Source organism: Anaeromyxobacter oryzae (assembly GCF_023169945.1).
GTDB lineage: Bacteria > Myxococcota > Myxococcia > Myxococcales > Anaeromyxobacteraceae > Anaeromyxobacter > Anaeromyxobacter oryzae.
In genome coordinates this window covers 2,169,901-2,190,435 of record NZ_AP025591.1, presented here as the reverse complement: position 1 = coordinate 2,190,435, position 20,535 = coordinate 2,169,901, and the positions used below count along the sequence as shown (strand labels likewise).

17 protein-coding genes are annotated in these 20,535 nt (G+C 72.4%); 8 read left to right on the top strand and 9 right to left on the bottom strand.

Annotated features, from left to right (window positions below; translation table 11 throughout):
- Positions 1 to 3 precede the first annotated feature (3 nt).
- From AMOR_RS09515 to AMOR_RS09490, 6 genes are all read right to left on the bottom strand, one after another.
- A complete protein-coding gene (locus AMOR_RS09515; RefSeq protein WP_248360571.1) occupies positions 4 to 981 on the bottom strand; it encodes a substrate-binding domain-containing protein in 978 nt (325 codons plus the stop codon).
- Between the two features lie 80 nt (positions 982 to 1,061).
- Positions 1,062 to 2,030: an ABC transporter permease gene (locus AMOR_RS09510; protein ID WP_248360570.1), complete on the bottom strand. Its 969-nt coding sequence runs from the start codon at positions 2,028 to 2,030 to the stop codon at positions 1,062 to 1,064.
- Positions 2,027 to 3,511 carry a sugar ABC transporter ATP-binding protein gene (locus AMOR_RS09505; RefSeq protein ID WP_248360569.1) on the bottom strand — a complete coding sequence of 495 codons (1,485 nt, stop codon included), beginning with the start codon at positions 3,509 to 3,511 and terminating at the stop codon, positions 2,027 to 2,029. Before AMOR_RS09505 ends, AMOR_RS09510 begins: the two co-directional genes overlap by 4 nt.
- Before the next feature lie 69 nt (positions 3,512 to 3,580).
- Positions 3,581 to 4,573 carry a sugar phosphate isomerase/epimerase family protein gene (locus AMOR_RS09500; RefSeq protein WP_248360568.1) on the bottom strand — a complete coding sequence of 331 codons (993 nt, stop codon included), beginning with the start codon at positions 4,571 to 4,573 and terminating at the stop codon, positions 3,581 to 3,583.
- Between the two features lie 297 nt (positions 4,574 to 4,870).
- Positions 4,871 to 5,176, bottom strand: coding sequence for a hypothetical protein (locus tag AMOR_RS09495; RefSeq protein WP_248360567.1), 306 nt, complete (start codon positions 5,174 to 5,176; stop codon positions 4,871 to 4,873).
- A 58-nt stretch (positions 5,177 to 5,234) separates the two neighbouring features.
- Entirely contained in the window at positions 5,235 to 5,828 is a 594-nt protein-coding gene (locus AMOR_RS09490) for a redoxin domain-containing protein (RefSeq protein WP_248360566.1), read from the bottom strand.
- Between the two features lie 123 nt (positions 5,829 to 5,951).
- Between AMOR_RS09490 and AMOR_RS09485 the strand changes: the two genes are divergently transcribed.
- The 5 genes from AMOR_RS09485 to AMOR_RS09465 all read left to right on the top strand — a co-directional run bounded on the left by AMOR_RS09485 (position 5,952) and on the right by AMOR_RS09465 (position 16,046).
- Positions 5,952 to 7,976: an ATP-dependent helicase gene (locus AMOR_RS09485; RefSeq protein WP_248360565.1), complete on the top strand. Its 2,025-nt coding sequence runs from the start codon at positions 5,952 to 5,954 to the stop codon at positions 7,974 to 7,976.
- A 419-nt stretch (positions 7,977 to 8,395) separates the two neighbouring features.
- Positions 8,396 to 9,781 carry a TolC family protein gene (locus AMOR_RS09480; RefSeq protein ID WP_248360564.1) on the top strand — a complete coding sequence of 462 codons (1,386 nt, stop codon included), beginning with the start codon at positions 8,396 to 8,398 and terminating at the stop codon, positions 9,779 to 9,781.
- A gap of 42 nt (positions 9,782 to 9,823) precedes the next feature.
- Positions 9,824 to 10,828, top strand: coding sequence for an efflux RND transporter periplasmic adaptor subunit (locus tag AMOR_RS09475; protein WP_248360563.1), 1,005 nt, complete (start codon positions 9,824 to 9,826; stop codon positions 10,826 to 10,828).
- On the top strand, positions 10,825 to 14,229 hold the full coding sequence (locus tag AMOR_RS09470) for an efflux RND transporter permease subunit (RefSeq protein ID WP_248360562.1): 3,405 nt from the start codon (positions 10,825 to 10,827) through the stop codon (positions 14,227 to 14,229). The genes AMOR_RS09475 and AMOR_RS09470 overlap by 4 nt, the downstream gene beginning before the upstream one ends.
- Positions 14,226 to 16,046 carry a patatin-like phospholipase family protein gene (locus AMOR_RS09465; RefSeq protein ID WP_248360561.1) on the top strand — a complete coding sequence of 607 codons (1,821 nt, stop codon included), beginning with the start codon at positions 14,226 to 14,228 and terminating at the stop codon, positions 16,044 to 16,046. The genes AMOR_RS09470 and AMOR_RS09465 overlap by 4 nt, the downstream gene beginning before the upstream one ends.
- 74 nt (positions 16,047 to 16,120) lie before the next feature.
- On the opposite strand, the gene AMOR_RS09460 is transcribed toward AMOR_RS09465, so the two are convergent.
- The 3 genes from AMOR_RS09460 to AMOR_RS09450 form a co-directional block, all read right to left on the bottom strand.
- Positions 16,121 to 16,681: a DUF2269 family protein gene (locus AMOR_RS09460; RefSeq protein WP_248360560.1), complete on the bottom strand. Its 561-nt coding sequence runs from the start codon at positions 16,679 to 16,681 to the stop codon at positions 16,121 to 16,123.
- Positions 16,682 to 16,984: 303 nt separating this feature from the next.
- Complete coding sequence (locus tag AMOR_RS09455) at positions 16,985 to 17,356, bottom strand: hypothetical protein (protein WP_248360559.1); 372 nt, start codon at positions 17,354 to 17,356, stop codon at positions 16,985 to 16,987.
- Positions 17,357 to 17,473: 117 nt separating this feature from the next.
- Positions 17,474 to 17,797 (bottom strand): SEC-C metal-binding domain-containing protein, encoded by a 324-nt coding sequence (locus tag AMOR_RS09450; RefSeq protein ID WP_248360558.1) that lies wholly within the window; start codon positions 17,795 to 17,797, stop codon positions 17,474 to 17,476.
- A gap of 223 nt (positions 17,798 to 18,020) precedes the next feature.
- Between AMOR_RS09450 and AMOR_RS09445 the strand changes: the two genes are divergently transcribed.
- The 3 genes from AMOR_RS09445 (at position 18,021) to AMOR_RS09435 (ending at position 20,520) form a co-directional block, all read left to right on the top strand.
- Positions 18,021 to 18,338: a hypothetical protein gene (locus AMOR_RS09445; protein ID WP_248360557.1), complete on the top strand. Its 318-nt coding sequence runs from the start codon at positions 18,021 to 18,023 to the stop codon at positions 18,336 to 18,338.
- 123 nt (positions 18,339 to 18,461) lie between these two features.
- Positions 18,462 to 19,442 (top strand): metallophosphoesterase, encoded by a 981-nt coding sequence (locus tag AMOR_RS09440; protein ID WP_248360556.1) that lies wholly within the window; start codon positions 18,462 to 18,464, stop codon positions 19,440 to 19,442.
- A 19-nt stretch (positions 19,443 to 19,461) separates the two neighbouring features.
- Positions 19,462 to 20,520, top strand: a complete 1,059-nt coding sequence (locus AMOR_RS09435) for an ADP-ribosylglycohydrolase family protein (protein WP_248360555.1) — start codon at positions 19,462 to 19,464, stop codon at positions 20,518 to 20,520.
- Positions 20,521 to 20,535 lie beyond the last annotated feature (15 nt).

Here is a 20,535-nt window from a genome sequence, read left to right as displayed (position 1 = left end):
CGCCTAGAACACCGCCTCCGGCACGTAGTAGCTCTTGGCGTTGGCGCGGGTGATGAGCTCGCTCCCCAGGATGATCCGGAGCGGGAGCTTCTTCTGGTAGAAGCCCTCGAACACGCGCTGGCGCAGGCCGACGACGGCGAGCGAGACGCCCGAGGCGACGACGTCCGGCGGGTAGGTGGCGTCGGCGCGGACCAGGGGGTCGCCGTCCATGATGCGCTTCACGATCTCCTTCTTCGCGGCGCCGCCGAACATGATCTTGATGTCCTTGCGGCCGGACTCCTTGTACGCCTGGAGCGCGCCCTCCAGCATGTCGTCGTCCGCCGTGTACACCGCGTCGATCGACTTGTACTTGGCCAGGTAGTTCTCCATCACCGCGAGCGCCTTCTCCTTGTTCCAGTACCCGGGCTGCGAGTCGAGGATCTTGATGCCGGGGTACCTGGCGGCGATCTGCTTGGCGGTCCTGGTGCGCAGGTCGCTGATCACACTCGGGACCCCTTCGATGAGGACGACGTTGCCCTTGTAGTTCAGCTCCTTGCAGATCCACTCCATCGCCTGGCGCGCGTAGGACTCGTCGTCGTTGGAGAGGTAGACGTCGTACACGGGCTTGGTGACGCCGCGATCCAGCACGACGACGTAGACGCCCTTCTTGAAGGCCTTCTCGACCACCGGCGTGAGCGGGGCGGACTCGAAGGGGAAGACCACGAGCCCGTCGACGCCCTGGACCAGCATGTCCTCGATGTCCGCGACCTGCTTGGTCACGTCGCCCGAGGTCTTGAAGACGAAGTCGACGTTCGGATCCTTCTTCCTCCAGTCATCCATCGCCTTCTTCGCCCACCAGTTGGAGCCGCCCATCCAGCCGTGGTCGGCCGTGGGCATGGTGACGCCGATCTTGATCTTCTTCGTCGTGGCGTCCTGGGCGGACGCCCGGCTCCCCGTCACCGCGAGCAACGCGATGCACAACGCCATCAGCAGCTTCTTCATCGTGGCCTCCATGGTGGCGCCGCCCCGATCGGCCGGCGCCTTTGTTGTCGCGACGCCTTCTAGCTCGACGCGCCCGCTCCCTATTGCCGCTGCCGCTGTATGAACACCGCCCCGATGATCACGAGGCCCTTCACCGTCCCCTGCAGGTACGGAGAGATCCCCACCATGTTGAGCATGTTGTTGATGACACCGAGGGTGATGGCGCCGACGACCGTCCCCCACACCGTGCCCCGCCCGCCGGCCATGGAGGTGCCGCCGATGATGACGGCGGCGATCGCGTCCAGCTCGTAGTTGATGCCGACCGTGGAGGAGCCGACCGAGTTGAAGCGCATCGCGATCAGCACCGCCGAGACGCCGACCATGAGGCCGACGAGCGCGTAGGCCAAAAGGCGCGTCGTGTCGACGTCGATGGCCGAGTAGCGCGCGACCCGCGCGTTCGATCCCACGGCGCGCACGTAGCGCCCGTACCGGGTCCGGGTGAAGACGAAGGAGAGCGCGCCGGCGAGGCCGATCAGGATGAAGGCGGGGAGCGGCACGCCCAGCGGCGCGGACGATCCCAGCTCGCCGAAGACCATGGACTCCGATCGGAACTCGCCCGCGTTCCCCATGTACAGGGAGAGGGAGCGGAAGAGGGCCATGGTGCCCAGCGTGACGATGAACGGCGCGATGCGGCCCTTCGTCACGAGGACCCCGTTCGCGAGGCCGCAGGCGACCCCGACCAGGACGGCGCAGACCACCGCCGCCGCGACCGCGACCCACTCCGGGAGCCCCGCGTTCACCGAGGCGTTGAGCGTGATGACGGCCAGGGAGCCGACGAAGGCGGCCATGGACCCCACGGAGAGGTCGATGCCGCCCGACACGATGACGAACGTCATCCCGAGCGCGATGATCCCCGTGTACGAGACCTGCCTGACGATGTTGAGCAGGTTCTGCGGCTGCAGGAAGAACGGGCTCAGGATCGCGGAGAGGATGCTGAGGATCGCGAGCGCGGCGAAGGCCGCGTAGCGTTCCTTCTCGATGCGGCGGAATCCCTGGAGGACGGCGTTCACGCGCTCGCACCCGTCTCGATCCCGGTGGCCAGGTACATGATCTCGTGCTCTCGCACCGCGGCGCCCTCGAGCTCGCCGGCGATGTGCCCCTCGCGCATGACGATGACTCGGTCGCACATGCCGAGGATCTCCTCGAGCTCGCTGGAGATGAGCAGGACGGCGGTTCCCTTCGCCGCGAGCTCGGACAGGAACCGGTAGATCTCCTGCTTCGCGGCCACGTCGACCCCGCGGGTGGGCTCGTCGACGATCAGCACGCGCGGCCGGGGATCGAGCGCCTTCGCCAGCGACACCTTCTGCTGGTTCCCGCCGGACAGCGACTCGAGCGGCGCATCCAGGTCGGGTGCCTTGATGCGGAACCGCTCGCGCCAGGTCCGCGCCTGCTCGTGCTCCTTCTCCCGGTCGATGACCCCGGGGAAGCTGCAGTAGTCCCGGATGGACACGAGGGTGACGTTCTCGGCGATGCCGAAGCCCGCCAGCACGCCCGATCCCTGCCGGTCCTCCGACAGGTATCCCAGGCCGTTCCGGACCGCCTGCTCGGAGCGCCTCGCCCTGGCGTCCGCCCCGCCGACGCGCACGCTCCCCGAGGACGGGCGCAGCCCCATGAGCGCCTCGGCGGTCTGGGTCCGTCCGGCGCCGACGAGCCCCGCGAGGCCCAGGATCTCGCCCTCTCTCACCGTGAAGGAGACGTCCGTGAAGGCCCCGGGCGAGGTCAGGCCGCGGACCTCCAGCACCGGCCCGCCCTCGACCTTCCGCTTCGGCGGGTAGATCTCCCGGAGCTCCCGCCCGACCATGCGGCGCGCCATCTCGGCCGGCCCGATCTCCGAGATGGGCGCCTCGTGCACGAGCTGCCCGTCCCTGAGGATGAGGACCCGATCGCAGATCGTCATGACCTCCGCGAGCTTGTGCGAGACGTAGACCAGCGTCATCCCGCGCGTCTTCAGCGCCCGCATCAGCGTGAAGAGACGATCGATCTCACGCCGGGTGAGCATGGTCGTCGGCTCGTCCAGGATGAGGAGCCTGGCGTCGAACGCCAGGGCCTTGCACACCTCCACGAGCTGCTTCTGCGCGGCGCTCAGGCCGTCGATCCGGTCGGCGGGCGCCGCGCTCGCGCCGAGTTCGGAGAGGAGCTCCAGGGTGCGGGCGCGCATGCGCGTGCGATCGAGCGTGCGGCGACCCGTGAGCAGCTCGGCGCCGAGGAAGACGTTCTCCTCCACGCTCAGGTCCGCGGCCAGGTTGAACTCCTGGGGCACGAGGCTCACCCCGGCGCGCCGCGCGTCCGAGGGGGACCTGAACGAGACCGCGCGCCCCTCGAGCTCCAGCTTTCCGGAGGTCGGCTCGTGGATGCCGGCCAGGATCTTCACGAGGGTCGACTTCCCGGCCCCGTTCTCCCCGATGAGGCCGAGGATCTCGCCGCGGTGGATCTCCGCGTCGACGTCGCGGAGCACCGGGTGGCCGGCGAATTCCTTCCGCAGAGCTCGCATGCGAATGAGCGCGTTTTCCATGCGGAGTCCGGCCCCTCCCGCGCGGCCGAGCGCCCGGATCGGGCCGCCTCAGGAGCTCTTCATCGACGCATCGAAGGCGAGGGACGAGGGCGCGAAGTCCACCCTGCGGACGAACTGCAGGGCCTCGCGGGCTCCCGCCTCGCGATCCATGCCGGCGTCCTCCCACTCGACCGAGAGCGGCCCGGTGTACCCCGCGTCGTTCAGCTCGCGGATGATGGCGTCGAAGTCCACGTCGCCGTGGCCGAGGGACCGGAAGTTCCAGCCGCGCCGGCTGTCGCCGAAGGCGAGGTTCGAGCCCAGGATCCCCGCGCGCCCGTCGAGCGTCACCGCGGTGTCCTTCATGTGCACGTGGAAGATCCTCTTCCCGAAGTCGCGGGCGAAGAGGTGCGGCTTCACGCCCTGCCACTGCAGGTGGCTCGGGTCGAGGTTGAAGCCCAGGGTCGGCCGGTGCTCGAACGCCTCGAGCAGGCGCCGCGCCGTGTAGTAGTCGAACGCGATCTCGGTGGGGTGGACCTCGAGGGCGAAGCGCACCCCGCAGGCGTCGAACTCGTCGAGGATGGGCGTCCAGAGGCGGACGATCTCCCGGAAGGCGTCGTCGATCATCCGTTCCGGGGTGGGCGGGAACGAGTACCAGTATCCCCACACCGGCGAGCCCATGAAGCCGGTGACCACCTTGCAGCCCATCGCCCGGGCGGCGCGCGCCGTGTACTTCATCTCCTGGATGGCCCAGGCGCGGATCTTCTCGGGATGGCCCTTGCAGTCGGCCGGCGCGAAGGTGTCGAGGCGCGGATCCCACTGGTCGCCCACGCACTGCCCGGCGAGGTGCCCACCGAGCGCGAAGACGGACAGCCCGTGCTCGGCGAGCACGGCCTTCTTGCGCTGCACGTAGACGGGATCGGTGGCCGCCTTCTGCACGTCCAGGTGATCGCCCCAGCAGGCGATCTCCACCCCGTCGTACCCGAACGCTTTCACCTTCTGGCAGAGCGTCTCGAACGGAAGATCCGCCCACTGGCCCGTGAACAGCGTGACGGCCCGTGCCATATCGGTCCCCCAGGAAGAAGCAGGTCCCCGCGCTACCCCGGGCGAGCGCCTCACCTGCGGGGCAGCAAGCGGAGAGGTAGTCCCGAGGGCCAGGCGCCGCCAGGGGATCCGGGTGCCGATGTCGTCGCGCGGCCATCCGCCGCGCGGGGAGCCGTCAGGTCAGCTGGCGGGCGAGCGACGAGAGCGCGTTCGAGTTGACCGCCGCTGAAGAGGCGAGGATCGGCGCGCTCGTGAAGAAGGCGGTGGGCTGAGGACGGGGCTCTTCAGGAAGAACGCGAGGCCCTCCTCGCGCGTCCGCTAGGGCGGGTCGAGCTTCTTCTTGGGCGGCGCCTTCGAGGACTTCGCCGCCGGGCTCGAGGTGGCAGCCGCGGACTTCGAAGGGTCGGGCCAGGTGCTGACGTGCTCGACCACGAGCGAGGCGGACGGGACGACGACCTGCTTCCTGGAGGGATGCGCCACGAAGAGGACGCGCGCGAGCTTGCCGTCCTTGCCCAGGACGATCCCCTTGCCCCACTCCGGCGCGTGACGGCTCGTGACGTGGGCTCCGACGGGGATGTTCGGGAACGGCGGGCTGGGCGGGGCGGGCGGGTTCGCGTCGGTCACGCGAGGAACCTACACTGAAACGAGCAGGTCGAGGTGCTCGCAGGCATGGGCGCCGTGGTCAAGGCACGGACGGCTTCTCACCCGGCCGCTTGTTCCACCCGTGAAACGGCGAGTGGTCGCCCGCGTCCCACGCCTTGCGGAGTCCAGGGGTGCTCAGGTCCCAGTCGGGACGGATCTCGCTCGTCACGGCGCGCAGGTCGTGCCACAGGTCGATGACCGACGGGCGGCCCCAGAACCAGTAGCCGTTGTAGATGCGGTGGATCACGAGGCCCGGCTTGAGCACGAGCGTGTGCGGGATCATCGGATCGTGCTCCGGGTCGGTGTACTCCTGGATGTCGAGGTCCCTCTGGACTCTTCGGTCAGGGTCGGAGAGGAACGTCCACTGGGCGCCGACCGACGCACGGAACTCCTGGATCGTGTGGTGGTCGTCGGTGGAGATCGTCACGACCTGGGTGTATGCCACCGCGATCTTCGGATAGAACGCGGCGAGCTCCAGATGCTGCTGGTGTTCCTTAGGGCAGTAATGGCCGCGCGCCAGCGTGAGGATCAGCGGGTCGTCGCCCTGCAGCTCGCTGAGCCTGCGCGGCGTGCCGGTGTGATCGGGCAGCTCGTAGTCGGGAAAGACGCCTCCGGGCGCGATGTCCGAGCGCATGGTCCGCCTCTCCTACCGCTCGACGAGCTTCGTTGCCGCTCGAACCGGGAGACAATCGCCGACGCGCTCACGCCGGGGCTGAACGCTTGAGCAGCGCCGCGCGCCGGAGTATCGTTCGACGCCGTGAAGCTCGATGCGCTCGACGATCGGCAGCGCGAGGCCGCGGCGCACGGCGACGAGCCGCTGCTGATCGTCGCGGGCGCCGGGACCGGCAAGACCACCACGCTCGCGCACCGCGTGGCCCACCTCATCGACCGCGGGGTCCGGCCGGAGCGCATCCTGCTGGTCACCTTCGCCCGGCGCGCCGCGGCCGAGCTGCTGCGCCGGGTGGACGGGCTCCTGAACGGCGGGGCCAGGGGGCGGGCCGCCTCGGGGCGCGTGTGGGGCGGCACGTTCCACGCGGTCGCGACGCGGCTCCTGCGCCTCCACGGCGAGCACATCGGGCTCCACCCAGGCTTCACGATCCACGACCGCGCCGACTCGGAGGACCTGCTCGACGTCCTGCGCGCCGAGCTCGACCTCGCCCGAGGGGACCGGCGCTTCCCTCGCAAGGCGACGTGCGCGGACATCTACAGCCGGTGCGTGAACGCCCGGGAGCCGCTCGGGACCCTGCTCGATCGCGGCTTCCCCTGGTGCAAGGAGCACGAGGACGGGCTGAAGCTCCTGTTCCGGACGTACACCGACCGCAAGGCCGAGCAGAACGTGCTCGACTTCGACGACCTGCTCGTCTTCCTCGATGGCTTGCTCGCCGATCCGGCCGCGGGGCCGATCGTGCGCGGCCGCTTCGACGCGGTGCTGGTGGACGAGTACCAGGACACGAATGCGCTGCAGGCGGATCTGCTCGAGCGCCTGCGCCCGAGCGGGCGCGGGCTGACGGTCGTCGGCGACGACGCGCAGGCCATCTACTCGTTCCGCGCCGCGACGGTGCGCAACATCCTCGACTTCCCGCTGCGCTATCCCGGTGCGCGGTCGGTCGTCCTCACGCAGAGCTTCCGCAGCACGCCGACGCTGCTCGAGGCGACGAACAGGGTCATCGCGCAGGCGCGCGAGCGGCACGCCAAGGAGCTGTGGTCCGCGCGTCCGGGCGGGGAGCGGCCCGAGCTCGTCACCTGCCGCGACGAGGAGCAGCAGAGCGAGCTCGTCATCGAGCGCGTGCTCGCCCGGCGCGAGCAGGGGATGGACCTCCGGCGCCAGGCCGTGCTCTTCCGCGCGTCGCACCACAGCGCGCAGCTCGAGATCGAGCTCGGCCGGCGGGGGATCCCCTTCCGCAAGTACGGCGGGCTGCGATTCCTCGAGGCGGCCCACGTCCGCGATCTCCTCGCGTTCCTGCGCCTCCTGGAGAACCCGCGCGACCTCGTGGCCGGCACGCGCGTCCTCTCGCTCCTCCCCGGGATCGGGCCGCACATCGCTCGCGCGCTGCTCGACCCCGTGGTGGCCCACGGCGGGTTCGCGCCCTGGCGCGCCGCGCGCCCTCCGGCGGCCGCGGCGCCGCGCTGGCCCGCACTGGTCGCGATGTGCGAGGAGCTCTCGGCCCCGCACGGCCCTGCCCTGCCGGTGCAGGTGCACCGCGTCCGCGATTTCTACGCGCCGCTCTGCGAGGCGCGGTACGACCACGCCGACGCGCGCCTGCGCGACCTCGAGCAGCTGGAGCATGCCGCGGCCGCCTTCACGGATCGCTCGACCATGCTCGCGGAGTTGACGCTCGATCCCCCGCAGTCCACCCAGGAGCTCGCCGGACCCCCGTCGCTCGACGACGACTACCTCGTCCTCAGCACCATCCACTCGGCGAAGGGGCTCGAGTTCGACGCGACGTACGTCATCCACGCCGCCGACGGCAACATCCCTTCGGACCTGGCCACCGGCAGGCCCGAGGAGATCGACGAGGAGTTGCGCCTCTTCTACGTCGCGCTGTCGCGCGCGCGCGATCACCTCACGGTGCTCTTCCCGCTCCGCTGGTACGACCGGCCGGCGGGCGTGGGCGGCAAGCACAGCTACGCGCAGCTCACGCGGTTCCTCCCGCCGGCCGTGCGCGCCGCGTTCGACGAGCGCGCCGCCGCGCCCGAGGCGCTTCGGGCCGAAGCGCTCCCCACGGTGGAGTCGGGCGTGAGCGCGGAGATCCGGAAGCGGATGCACGATCTCTGGAGCTGAACGGGCGGTTGGACCCGCGCGCGGAACCGTGAGCCAGCCGCCGTGGGGCGAGCCGTGACGGGCAGCGGCCCGACAGACGAAACGCGCTGACAATCGCTCGTCAGGGCGGTCGCGGTCGACCGTTCGCCCGAGGTCCCCGAGCAGCGGGAGCGCCCCGCCCGGGGTTCCCCGGCACGCCCTCGACATCGTCCATCCGACGCAGGCCGACGCAGGCGACGGGATCTCGTCGTGGCGCGCGACGTCCCCTCGTCGATGGCGAGATCTCGCCGGATCCCCTCGGGAGCGCCCACCGCACGGAAGCCGCTGCAGGACAAGGGGATCGTCGCCGCCGCCGCCTTGGTACGCGCCGTGCGATGGGCGACGTCGGCGCTGGCGCCTGCGACGAGCGGCGGGGCGCCTGACGACAGGAGATCCACACGATGTCCTCGAAAGCGTTCTGCCCCGAGTACGACGCCCTCATCGCCGGCGTGAGCTCGAGACCTCCACGGGCGATCTCCGGAACGCGTCGCCTGGCCGCCGTTGCCCTGCTCCTCGCGCCGTTCCTGGCGGTGGCGGACGACCTCGAGCTCGAGGACGCGATCCGGCGGGCGTGGGCGGCGAACCCGGGGCTCTCCGCCGCCTCCCTCCAGGCGCAGGCGTCGAGCAAGCAGGCGAGCTCGGCCGAGGCGGGGCGCCTTCCGAGCCTGGCGCTCTCGGCGCGCGGCGTCGGCACCGGAGAGCCGGTCGCGGCGTTCGGGCTCAGGCTCGATCAGCAGCGCATCGCGGCGGAGGACCTCTCGCCCGACCGGCTCAACGCGCCGCCGTTCACCGGCGGTGTCGGGCTCGGCGCCACGCTGACGCAGCCGATCTACGCCGGGGGCCGGATCGAGGCCGGCATCCGGGCGGCCCGGGCCCAGGCGGACGCGGACGGGCGCACGCTGGAGCGGCGCCGGGACGAGCTGGCGCTGGCGGTGACCGAGGCGTACTTCGGCTCGCTCGCGGCGGCTCAGGGCGTCGCCTACGCGGACGACGTGCTCGCGCATGCCCGCGAGACCGAGCGCTTCGTCAGGGACCGGAACGCGAAGGGCGTCGCGCTCGATGCCGACGTCGCGCGGGCGGCGGCGTTCCGGGCCCAGGCCGAGGCGGACCGCGCCACGGCGGAGCAACGGCTCGCGTCCGCCCGATCCGCGCTGGCGCTCCTCAGCGGAGAGCCGGCGAGAAGCGCCGCGCTCGTGACGCCGATCGAGGTGGCGCCGGCGGGACCTGAATCCGGCGCCGCCCTCGAGGCCCGGCCCGACCTCCGCGCCGCCCGGTCGCGGGCCGAGGCGGCGCGAGAGATGGTCGGCGTGGAGCGCGGAAGCCTCCTCCCGCAGGTCTTCGCCCAGGCGTCGGTGGAGACCATGCGCTCGGCGATCGACCAGGGCGCGACGTGGTTCACCGGGATGATCGTCGCGCGGTGGCAGCTCGCGCTCGGCGACGTGCGCGCGACGCAGGCCGCGCGGCTGCGGGCCAGCGCGGCGGAGGAGGCGGCGCGCTGGCAGGAGCAGCAGGCGCGACGCGAGGTCGAGGAGGCGCAGCGCGCCGTCGAGGCCGCAGACGTGAGGATCCGCTCGGCGGCCGAGGCCGTCTCGGCCTCCGAGTCGGCCCGGACGCTGCGCGACAACCGCTACCGGGAAGGCCTCTTGCCGCTCACCGACGTCCTCGACGCCGACTCCGCCCTGGCCGGTGCCCGCACGCTCCTCGTCCGGAGCCGGTTCGAGGCTCGCCTGGCCCGGGCAGCGCTGCAGCTCGCCACGGGCGCGCATCTCGAAGGAGTGAAGCCGTGACGTTTCCAAGGAGTGAAGCCACGACGTTCGAAGGAGAGAGCCATGACGCATAACCTGGCAGTGATCCTGACCCTGGCAGTGCCCGCGGCGCTCGCCGAACATCACGCTCCCGCCGCGGCATCGGCGCCCGCGCGCGTGCGCGTCGTGACGACCGCCCCCGCACAGGGCACGCGGTGGGTGGCGGGGAGCCTGGCGGCCGTGCGCCGTGCCGTCGTCTCGACGCGGACGGCGGCCTCGGTCCGCTCCGTGGAGGTGGAGGAGGGCGCGCACGTCCACCAGGGCGCGCTGCTCGTGCGGCTGTCGGACGACGACGTCCGGGCGCAGCTCGCCGCGGCAGAGACCGCGCTCGTGACCGCCGCCGCGCAGGCGCGCCGCATCGAGGCGCTCGCGGCGCAGCGGTCGGCCACTCCGGTCGAGCTGGACCAGGCGCGGGCGCAGCGGGCCCAGGCCGAGGCGGCCGTGTCGGCCGCGCGGGCGGCCCTCGCCTACACCGAGATCCGCGCCCCGTTCGCCGGCACGGTGCAGGCCCGCCGCGTCAACGCCGGGGACCTGGTCGGCCCGGGCCAGCCGCTGCTCGAGCTGGAGGGGAGCGAGCTGGAGGTGGTGGCGAGCCTCTCCGACGCGGAGGCGAGCGGGATCGCGATCGGCCAGACGATCCGGTTCGAGGCCGGCGGCGAGGCCGGCGCGGCGCAGGTCTCGGCCCTGGCCGTCGGCGGCGATCCGCTGTCCCACCGCCGGACGCTGCGGGCCCGGGTGCATCAGGGCGGCGCGACGCTGCGCAGCGGAACCTTCGCCCGCCTCGTGCTCCCGGCCGGCGCCGAGGCGCCGGCGCGGGCCGTGTCGGTCCCGCGCAGCGCGCTCGTCGAGCGGGGCGATCTCACGGGCGTCTTCGTCGCGGCCGGAGGGCTGGCGCAGCTCCGCTGGCTCGCGCTCGGCGACGGGGTCGGCGACCGCGTCCCGGTGCGCGCCGGCCTGGCGGCGGGCGAGGCCGTGATCGACGCTCCGGGCGCGCTGCGGGATGGGCAGCGGATCGAGGTGGCGCCATGACTCTCTCCGGACACCAGGTCGGCCTGGCCGGCCGGCTCGCGCGCGCCTTCCTGCGCAGCAAGCTGACGCCGCTCATCGTCCTCGCCTCGATCGCGCTCGGCGTGGCCGCCGTCCTCCTCACGCCGCGCGAGGAGGAGCCGCAGATCATCGTCCCGCTGGTCGACGTGCTGGTTCCGTTTCCGGGCGCGACCGCCCGGGAGGTGGAGAGCCAGCTCACCACGCCGCTCGAGCGGCGGCTGTGGGGCATCCCCGGCGTCGAGTATCTCTATTCGACGTCCACGCCGTCGGCGGCCTTCATCACCGTGCGGTTCAAGGTGAACGAGCCGCTCGAGCCGAGCCTCGTGAAGGTCCACCAGGAGCTGCGCGCGCACCCCGAGCTCCTGCCCTCCGGGGCGCTCGAGCCGGTGGTGCGGCTCCTCAGCATCGACGACGTCCCCTTCCTGACGCTCACCCTGCACGGCGATCCGCTGCCCGCCGGCCAGCTGCGCGCCCTCGGCGAGGAGGTCGCGCGCGAGCTGGCGGCCGTCCCGCAGACGGCGCAGGTGCGGGTGCTGGGCGGCGCGCGCCGGGTGGTCCGGGTCGAGCCCGATCCGGAGCGGATGCGCACGCTGGGCGTCTCGATCGCGGAGCTGCAGCCGGCCATCGCCGCCGGGCAGGCGCAGCTGCCCGCCGGCGCGCTCGTCGACGCCGGCAGGCGCACCGAGCTGGAGGCGAACGGGTTCGTGCGCTCCGTGACCGATCTGCGGCGTGTCGTGGTCGCGGTCCGCGGCGACCGGCCCATCTACCTCGAGGACGTGGCGCGGGTGACCGACGGCCCCGAGCCGGAGCCGGCCGTCGTCCTGATGGCCGAGAAGGGGAAGCCCGGGTTCGAGCAGGCCGTCTCCATCGCGCTCGCGAAGCGCGCCGGCGCGAACGCCCCCGAGCTGGCGAGGACGGTCGAGCGCAAGGTGGAGGCGCTGCGAGGGCGGCTCATCCCCGCGTCGGTGAAGGTGAGCGTCACCCGCAACTACGGCGACACCGCGGAGGAGAAGTCGAACGAGCTCATCGAGCACCTCGTCCTCGCCACGCTGTCCGTCATCGCGCTCATCGCCCTCGCCATGGGCTGGCGCTCGGCGGTGGTGGTGGGGGTGGCGGTGCCGGTGACGCTGGCCCTGACGCTGCTCCCCACCTACCTCCTCGGCTACACGCTCAACCGCGTCACGCTCTTCGCCCTCATCTTCTCGATCGGCATCCTCGTCGACGACGCCATCGTGGTCGTCGAGAACATCCACCGGCACCTCCACCTGCCCGGGCCGAGGCGGAGCTTCGGCCGGACGGTCATCGAGGCGGTCGACGAGGTCGGGAACCCCACCATCCTCGCGACCTTCGCCGTGATCGCCGCCATCCTGCCGAACGCGTTCGTGCGCGGCCTGTCGGGCCCGTACATGCGCCCGATCCCGGTGGGCGCCAGCGCGGCCATGCTCTTCTCGCTCGCCATCGCCTTCGTCATCAGCCCCTGGGCCGCGATGAAGGTCTTCCGCAAGGAGGCGCACCTGCCGGAGCGTGAGGCGGAGGCGGACGCGGACGAGGCGGCGCGCCCTGGCGATCCCGAGCGCTATGCCGCTCTGCTTCGGGAGCTCGACGGAGACGAGACGCTTGCGGTCGAGCCCGTCGCGATCGTGGAACCGCTGCGCGAGCCGCGCCTCACCCGGCTCTACCGGCGCGTCATGAGCACGCTCCTCACCCGCGCCTGGGCTCGCTGGGCCTTCCTCGCCCTGGTCCTCGTGCTCTTCGCCGGGGCGGCCTCGCTGGTCGCGTTCGGGGCCCTCAAGGTGAAGATGCTGCCCTTCGACAACAAGCGCGAGCTCCAGGTGCAGCTCGACCTGCCGGCCGGGACGGCGCGCGAGGAGGCGCTCGCCGTCGGGCAGGCGCTGGCGAGCCGCCTCCTCCAGGAACCCGAGGTGAAGGACGTCGAGGTCCACTCGGGCGTGGCCGCGCCGTTCACCTTCGTCGGCATGGTGCGCCACGGCTTCCTGCGCGAGGGCGCCGAGCAGATCGACCTCCAGGTGAACCTCGTCCCGAAGGGCGATCGCAAGGCGCAGAGCCACGCCATCGCGACGCGCGTCCGTCCGGCGCTGGAGGCCATCGCCTGGCCGCAGGGCGGCAGGCTCAAGCTGGTCGAGATCCCGCCCGGCCCGCCCGTGCTCGACACGCTCGTGGCCGAGGTGTACGGCCCGTCCGCGGCGGAGCGCGACCGGCTCGCCGGCGAGGTCCTGGCGGCCTTCCGCTCGACGAAGGGCGTGGTGGACGTCGACTCGTCGCTGGCAGCGACCTCGCCGAAGCTGGCGCTCCGCCTCGACGCGGAGAAGGCCGCGCTGCACGGCGTCGCGCCGGCCGCGGTGATCCAGACGCTCGCCGCGGGCGGCGCGGGCGCGCCGCTCGGGAGCTTCCACGTCGAGCGGGGCGCGGCGCAGGTCCCGGTGATGCTCCAGCTCGCGCCGGCGCAGCGGGCGCGTCTCGAGGAGCTCCTGCAGCTCACCGTCCCGGGACGGCGCGGCGCGGTGCCGCTCTCCGAGCTCGTCCGCGCGGAGGAGGGGAGGGTCGACCCGCCCGTGTTCCACAAGAACCTGCTGCCGGTCGCCTACGTCTTCGGCGACCTGGCCGGCGAGATCGAGAGCCCGGTCTACGCCCTCTCGGCGCTGAACAGGAAGCTCGACGGGCTCCGCGGTGCCGGCGGTGAGGTGGTGCCGCGCCTCGGCCTCGCCCACCCGGACTCCACCGAGCAGCCGGCGCTCAAGTGGGACGGTGAGTGGCACATCACGCTGGAGGTCTTCCGCGACCTCGGCATCGCCTTCGCCGCCGTGCTCGTCCTCATCTACATCCTGGTCGTCGGCTGGTTCCAGAGCTTCTCGGTGCCGTGGGTCATCCTCGTCCCGATCCCGCTCTCCCTCATCGGCATCCTCCCCGCGCACTTCGGGCTCGGCGCCTTCTTCACCGCGACCAGCATGATCGGCTTCATCGCCGGCGCCGGCATCATCGTGCGCAACAGCATCATCCTCGTGGACTTCATCGAGCTGAAGCTGCGGGAGGGGATGCCGCTCGCCGCCGCGGTCGAGGAGGCGGGCGTGGTCCGGTTCCGCCCCATGCTGCTCACCGCCGCGGCCGTGCTCGTCGGCAGCGCCGTGATGCTGGCCGACCCCATCTTCCAGGGCCTGGCGGTGAGCCTCATGGCCGGCGAGGTGGCGGCGACGCTGCTCTCGCGGCTCGCCGTGCCGGTCCTCTACTTCCTCGTCGCGCGCCGGGGCCGCGCCGCCGAGCTGCAGCGCGAAGGCGCGCTCGCCCGAGGGCGGCTCCGCCCCGGCGCGGAGGGCTCCGCGCTCGCCGTCCTGTCCCCCATGCCACAGCAGAGGAGCATGCCATGAACGTCGCTCACGGCTCCGAGAGCCCGCAGCTCACCGATGACCTGCGTAGCCTCGGCGAATGGGTGAGGGTTCGCGGCGGAGAGCGCCTCTTTCGCCAGGGGGAGCCCGGCGACAGCATGTACGTCGTCGTCTCCGGCCGCCTGGTCGCCCTGCGCGAGCGCGGCTCCAGCGGGCACCGCGTCGTGGGAGAGATCCGGCCGGGCGAGAGCGTCGGAGAGATGGGATTGCTCGCGAGGCAGCCGAGGTCCGCCACGGTGCAGGCGTCGCGCGATAGCGTCGTCGTCCGCATCTCGGAGGAGGCGTTCCGGCAGATCGTCGCCGAGCATCCCCGGCTCGTCGCGAGCATCGCGCGCCTGATGGCCCGCCGTAGCACGGAGCTGGTGGGCGCGACCCCCGCGCGCCAGCGTGCGAGGAGCATCGCCATCGTCCCGCTCCGGCGGAGCGTTCGCTGCGCCGACTTCGTGGAGAGCCTGCGTCGCGCAATGGGGCGCCGCGGGCCGACGCTCGTCGTCGACCGCGCGCGGGTCGATGCGGTGCTGTCGGCGAACGGCGCCTCGCGAGCGAAGGGAGACGATGCGCGGAGCCTCGTGCTGTCGAGGTGGCTGGACGAGCAGGAGCTTCGCCACGATGCGCTGCTCCACGTGACCGACGAGCTCGACGACCCGTGGACGGCGCAGTGCCTGCGCCACGCCGACGTGATTCTCATGCTCGCACCGGCAGGCGAATCGCCGGAGCCCGGGCGCGACGAGCGGCTGCTCGCCCGGGGAGACGGTGACGCCGAGGGGGCTCGCCGCGAGCTCGTGCTCGTCCACCCTCGTGGCGTGAGGTCGCCCGCCGGAACCGAACGGTGGATCGCGCCGCGCGCGGTCGCGCGCCACCACCACGTTCGCTCCCGCGACGATGACGACTTCCGGCGGCTGGCGCGACACCTCGCCGGAGAGGCGATCGGGCTCGTGCTGGGAGGCGGCGCTGCGCGTGGCTTCGCGCACCTGGGGGTCGTCCGGGCGCTCCGGGAGGCGGGCATCCCGATAGACGGTGTCGGCGGCTCGAGCCAGGGCGCGATCGTGGGAGCCACCGTCGCGCTGGACTGGGACGACGACGAGATCGAGCGCGCGCACCGCGAGGGATTCACCCGCAGGAACCCGATCGGCGATTATGCGCTCATCCCGCACCTCGCGCTCGTCCGCGGCAAGCGCCTCGACACGGCGCTCCAGCGGTGGTTCGGCACGCGCGACGTGGCGGACACGTGGCGACCCTTCTTCTGCATGTCGGCGAACCTCACGCGGGCGCGACCGGAGGCCCACCGCAGCGGCCCGCTGTGGAGGGCGCTCCGGGCCAGCGTCTCCCTCCCGGGCGTCCTTCCGCCCGTCGTCATGGACGGCGACCTGCACGTCGACGGCGGACTGCTCGACAACCTCCCCGTGGAGCCGATGCGTCGCAGCGGCGTCGGCCGCATCATCGCGGTCGACCTCACGGTCGGGAACGAACGGCGGATGACGGGCGGCGAGCTGCCCTCGGCGTTCGAGTCCCTGAAGCGACGGCTGTTGTCGGGCGGGCGTGCCGACTCCCCCGGGCTCGGGTCGATCCTCGTGAGATCGATGATGCTGCCGAGCACCCAGCGAAGTCAGGAGGTCGCGTCGAGCGTCGATCTCTTCCTCGAGCCGAAGCCCGCCGACATCGGCTTCGTCGAGTGGAAGGCGCTCGACCGCGGCATCGAGCTCGGATACCGATACGCGAAGCGAGAGCTCGCGACTCGAGATCTGCGGGGATGGGTCGACGAGGACGTCGCCCTCGCTGCCGAGGCGGACCTCGCCTGACGCCGGATGCGCAGATCACCGCCGGCTCGAGCCGCCCGCCTCGTCGCGACGCTCGAGCGGCGGCCGCCGTCTCCTCACGCTGCGGGTCGCTCGGCGGCTGGCGCGCGCCGGGTCGCGAGCGGGATCGCCGCGATCAGCCCTGCCGCGACGGACGCCGCGAGGAGGAGCGCCGACGTCGTGGCGTCGGGGGGCTTGAGGGTCATGAGGCCGAGGATGCCGGTTCCGATCGCGATCCGCAGCCTCAGGGACGCCGTGAGCGCAGCGCCCGACCGCGCGGACCGGAACTCATCCGAGAGCCGGGGCTCGCTCTCCGCAGACAGCGCGGCACGGATGCTCCGGATGCGTCGCTGCGTGACGGCGCCGCCCGCGAAGCCCATGAGCACGAGGCCGACGAACGACGTCAGGATCCAGGGCTGGTTCCCCCAGATCTTCATCATCCCCATTCCCGAGACGAGCGTCGCGAGCATCGCCAGGGGCGCCAGGCGGCCGGGCCAGGCGCCGATCGCGACGCTGGCTTCCGCGGGCGTGTCGGCGAGCCGGAGTCCTCGCATCGAGACGACCTCGATGGCGAGCGTTCCGAACAGCGCGACGGCGCCGACGACGTGGATGAACAGGAGGATCGGGTAGGCGCTCATGAGCTCGTCTTTCCGGAGGAGGTCCCTCCGCTGCGCGCCACGACGATGCGGCGCACGCGGCGTCCACTGCAGCGGGCGGGCCACGCGAGCCTTCCGCGGCGCCACGCGACCTCGTGGAGCCCGGGGTGGAGCCGACGGGCCGCCGGAGCGATGGGGCGCGCGCAGTTCGCTCATCGTCTGAGCACGGCCGGTGCTCGATCTCCCCGGGAGGGGGCGTCACGTTCGCGCAGCTGCCCTCGCCGCACGGAGCGCGATCCCCTCGGGGTCTCGTCTCCTCCAGCTTCGCGACCAGACGCCCGGCGGTCAGCCGCAGGCGAGCGCGACCTCGCGCCCGTGGTCGCGCTCGACGGAGCAGGCCACCGGAAGCGCCACGACGATCGCGCCCGCGTCGCGGCCGCGGAACGCCCCCTCGCCCGCGCGTCCGCTGATCTCCGACGGCGCCTCCCGGATGAAGTCGGGAAGGATCACGCCCGCAGGCAGCACCACCCGCGCGCAGCGCCACCGCGCCTGGCCCTGCGCCCGGGCGCGGTCGAACTCGGACCGCCAGCAGCGCCGGCACAGCGGGTGGTCGGCGCGCGCCGAGACGCCACCGCGCCGGCGCGGGTAGAGGGCGAGGTGACCGCAGCTGCAGTGATGACGGTTCGGCGACGTGATCCGCTTCGCGGCGAGCGACATGAGCCCTCCACCCGCTTCGAAGCTCACGCTCGGTCGCCTGCTCGGCCATGCCCCGACGAGGTCCTTTCGTCGGAGGCGGGACGAGGGGTGTGAGGTGGCACAGACCCAGCAGCCGCGTCAATTCCGAGCGTTCCCGTCCGCCTCGAGGTGACACCTCTCGTACTTCTTCCCGCTTCCGCAATGGCACGGGTCGTTACGGCCGGGCCGCCGAGCGCGGGTCGCGTGAGCCTGGAGCGAGGCGGGCGCCTCGCCCGCGTCGTCGAAGGGATCATCCAGCGGAATCCACATCGCGTCGGCGCGTTCGAGGAGCTCGTCGAAACCGGCCCGTTGCTCCTCCGTGAGCGCTCCGCCGAGCTCGCGGATCGCCACCGCGATCGCCCGGACGTGCTCGCCCGAGCAGATGTCGCAATCGCCGACGGGAGCGCGCGAGAGGCGGTCCACCGCCCGGCCGAGCTCCGCGACGGCGCGCCACTCCCTCCCCGTGCTCGGCCAGCCATCGTGCGCCGTTCACCGGATCTTCCTCGAGCAGCCGCACGAACGCCGCCCGGATCCGATCGTCCTTCACCCCCGTCCGCGAGAGCGCCTCGCCGCGATCCCTGGCGCAGGTGGGTCCGCTGCGACCGTTGCACGCGCAACGTGTCCGTTCCCGGCTTACAAACGAGACATGGGCAGACCGAGCCGGGAGTCGTACCTCGCCGCGGAGAAGCGGAGACGGGCGCTCCGCACGCGCGACGGGATCGTCGACCTCGCGGAGTGGCGCGCGGCGCTGCCGGCGGTGGCCGGGCTCGAGCGGCTGCTGCACGACCCGCCCTGGCTCGAGGGTGTACGGCTCGCGCCCGCCGCCAAGGTCGGGTTCGAGCTCCGGGTCACGATCCTGTCGGACTCGGCCGAGGCGCGCGCGTGCCTTCCGACCGCCGTCAACGAGGTGCCGGTGCGGGTGATCGTCCGGAACCCGGGTGTGGGGCGGGCGGGCAGGTCCTGACGCGGAACCGAGGGACAGGGAAACCCACCGTCCCAGGAGGGCGGCATCGAAACGTGTCCGTCCCCGGTGGATCATCGGAGCGCCTGGGAGGTTCACGGGCCGCGGCGCCGCGTGAGGAGGACGATGGGCCACGACGTCATCGGGGACGTGCACGGAAACGCGAGCGCGCTGGTCGCGCTGCTCGAGAAGCTCGGCTACCGCGAGCGGGCTGGCGTTTACCGGCACCCGGTCCGGAAGGCGATCTTCGTCGGCGACTTCATCGATCGCGGACCCGAGCAGGTGAGGACGGTCACGATCGCCCGGAAGATGATCGACGCCGGCACTGCGCTCGCGGTGATGGGCAACCACGAGCTGAACGCCATCGCCTGGTTCCTCGATGACCCCGACGCTCCCGGCGAGCACCTGCGCCGCCACAGGTCGCTGAAGTACGGCGACAAGAACCGGGAGCAGCACGAGGCGTTCCTCGCCGAGGTCGAGCACCGGCGCCCGCTGCACGAGGAGCTCGTCGACTGGTTCTTGACGCTCCCGCTCTGGCTCGACCTCCCGGAGCTGCGCGTCGTGCACGCCTGCTGGCACCCGCGCTTCATGCAGTACGTCGCCGGTCACCTGCAGGCCGAGGCGAGGCTCACGCGTGAGCTGATGGTCCCCGCGACGCGCGAGCCGCCCGACGAAGCCGCGAAGGACACGCCCGAGCCGACGGTGTTCAAGGCGGTCGAGGCGCTGACGAAGGGGATCGAGATCCGGATGCCCGCGGGGCTCACGTTCCGGGACAAGGACGGCCACGTCCGGGACCGGGTGCGTGTCCGCTGGTGGGACGAGAAGGCGATCACGTACCGCGACGCGGCCCTGCTCACGCTCGAGGAGCGGGCAGGATTGCCGGCGACGCCCATCCCTGCGCACGCGCGCATCGGGTACTCCGATCCGAAACCCGTTTTCGTGGGCCACTACTGGTTCACGGACACCCCTGCGCCGCTCGCGCCGAACGCGGCGTGCCTCGACTACAGCATCGGCAAGGGCGGCCGCCTCTGCGCGTACCGGTACGACGGCGAGCCGGCGCTGGAGGCAGCGCGTTTCGTGTCGGTGGGACCGAGCGGAGTGCCCTGAGAGCTCGGCGGGAGGGGACATGTTCGACTCGAGAGGTGAGAGATCGCGGGGCGCGTTCCGCGGCTGCTTGCTCGGCGGCGCGGTCGGCGACGCGCTCGGCGCCGCGGTGGAGTTCATGGACCTCGCCGCGATCCGGGAACGGTTCGGTCCCGAGGGCGTGACGGGCTTCGAGCCGGTCTACGGCCGCCGCGGCGCGATCACGGACGACACGCAGATGACGCTCTTCACGGCCGAGGCGCTCGTCCGCGGGCTGCACCGCTTCGAGGAGCGCGGGATCGCCTCCGTGTCGGCGGTCGCGCACGGCGCGTACCTGCGCTGGCTCTCGACGCAGGGCGAGCGCGCGCCGACGTTCGGCGCGGCCGGCTGGCTCGTCGGCGTCCCCGGGCTCCAGGCCCGGCGCGCGCCAGGGAACACGTGCCTCGCCGCGCTCCGGAGCGGCGAGCCGGGGACGCCGCAGCGGCCGATCAACGACAGCAAGGGTTGCGGCGGCGTGATGCGCATCGCGCCGGTGGGGCTGGCGCACTTCGACGACCCGTTCGCGGTCGGCTCGGAGCTCGCGGCGCTCACGCACGGGCACCCGTCCGGCCACCTCGCGGCGGGGTACCTGGCGCTCGTCGTGAGCGCGGTGAGCCACGGCGCGGAGCTGCGCGGCGCGTGCCACGAGGCGACGGGGCGGCTCGCGAGGGAGCCCGGCCACGAGGAGACCCTCGCCGCGGTCGAGTCGGCGCTCGAGCTCGCCTCGCAGGGGCGGCCGTCGACCGCGGCGGTGGAGTCCCTCGGGGAGGGCTGGGTCGCCGAGGAGGCGCTCGCGATCGGGCTGTACTGCGCCCTCGTGGCGAAGGACTTCGGACACGGTGCCCTGCTCGCCGTGAACCACGGCGGCGACAGCGACAGCACCGGCGCGATCGCCGGGAACCTGATGGGCCTGCTCGTGGGCGAGCGCGGTATCCCGGGCCGCTGGCTCGAGGAGCTCGAGCTGCGCGAGGTGATCACGACCGTGGCGGACGACCTCTGGATGCACTTCGGGACTGCCGAGTGCGAGGCGTGCGACGACCTCGATCGGTATCCGCCGAGCTAGGGGCGGGACGGGACC

Bases quoted from the DNA above. Each gene is read 5' to 3' on its own strand.
- AMOR_RS09515 (WP_248360571.1), bottom strand. From the start codon at position 981: ATGAAGAAGCTGCTGATGGCGTTGTGCATCGCGTTGCTCGCGGTGACG.
- AMOR_RS09505 (WP_248360569.1), bottom strand. From the start codon at position 3,511: ATGCGAGCTCTGCGGAAGGAATTCGCCGGCCACCCGGTGCTCCGCGAC.
- AMOR_RS09500 (WP_248360568.1), bottom strand. From the start codon at position 4,573: ATGGCACGGGCCGTCACGCTGTTCACGGGCCAGTGGGCGGATCTTCCG.
- AMOR_RS09490 (WP_248360566.1), bottom strand. From the start codon at position 5,828: ATGCGCTCGGACATCGCGCCCGGAGGCGTCTTTCCCGACTACGAGCTG.
- AMOR_RS09480 (WP_248360564.1), top strand. From the start codon at position 8,396: ATGTCCTCGAAAGCGTTCTGCCCCGAGTACGACGCCCTCATCGCCGGC.
- AMOR_RS09475 (WP_248360563.1), top strand. From the start codon at position 9,824: ATGACGCATAACCTGGCAGTGATCCTGACCCTGGCAGTGCCCGCGGCG.
- AMOR_RS09470 (WP_248360562.1), top strand. From the start codon at position 10,825: ATGACTCTCTCCGGACACCAGGTCGGCCTGGCCGGCCGGCTCGCGCGC.
- AMOR_RS09465 (WP_248360561.1), top strand. From the start codon at position 14,226: ATGAACGTCGCTCACGGCTCCGAGAGCCCGCAGCTCACCGATGACCTG.
- AMOR_RS09460 (WP_248360560.1), bottom strand. From the start codon at position 16,681: ATGAGCGCCTACCCGATCCTCCTGTTCATCCACGTCGTCGGCGCCGTC.
- AMOR_RS09455 (WP_248360559.1), bottom strand. From the start codon at position 17,356: ATGTCGCTCGCCGCGAAGCGGATCACGTCGCCGAACCGTCATCACTGC.
- AMOR_RS09445 (WP_248360557.1), top strand. From the start codon at position 18,021: ATGGGCAGACCGAGCCGGGAGTCGTACCTCGCCGCGGAGAAGCGGAGA.
- AMOR_RS09440 (WP_248360556.1), top strand. From the start codon at position 18,462: ATGGGCCACGACGTCATCGGGGACGTGCACGGAAACGCGAGCGCGCTG.
- AMOR_RS09435 (WP_248360555.1), top strand. From the start codon at position 19,462: ATGTTCGACTCGAGAGGTGAGAGATCGCGGGGCGCGTTCCGCGGCTGC.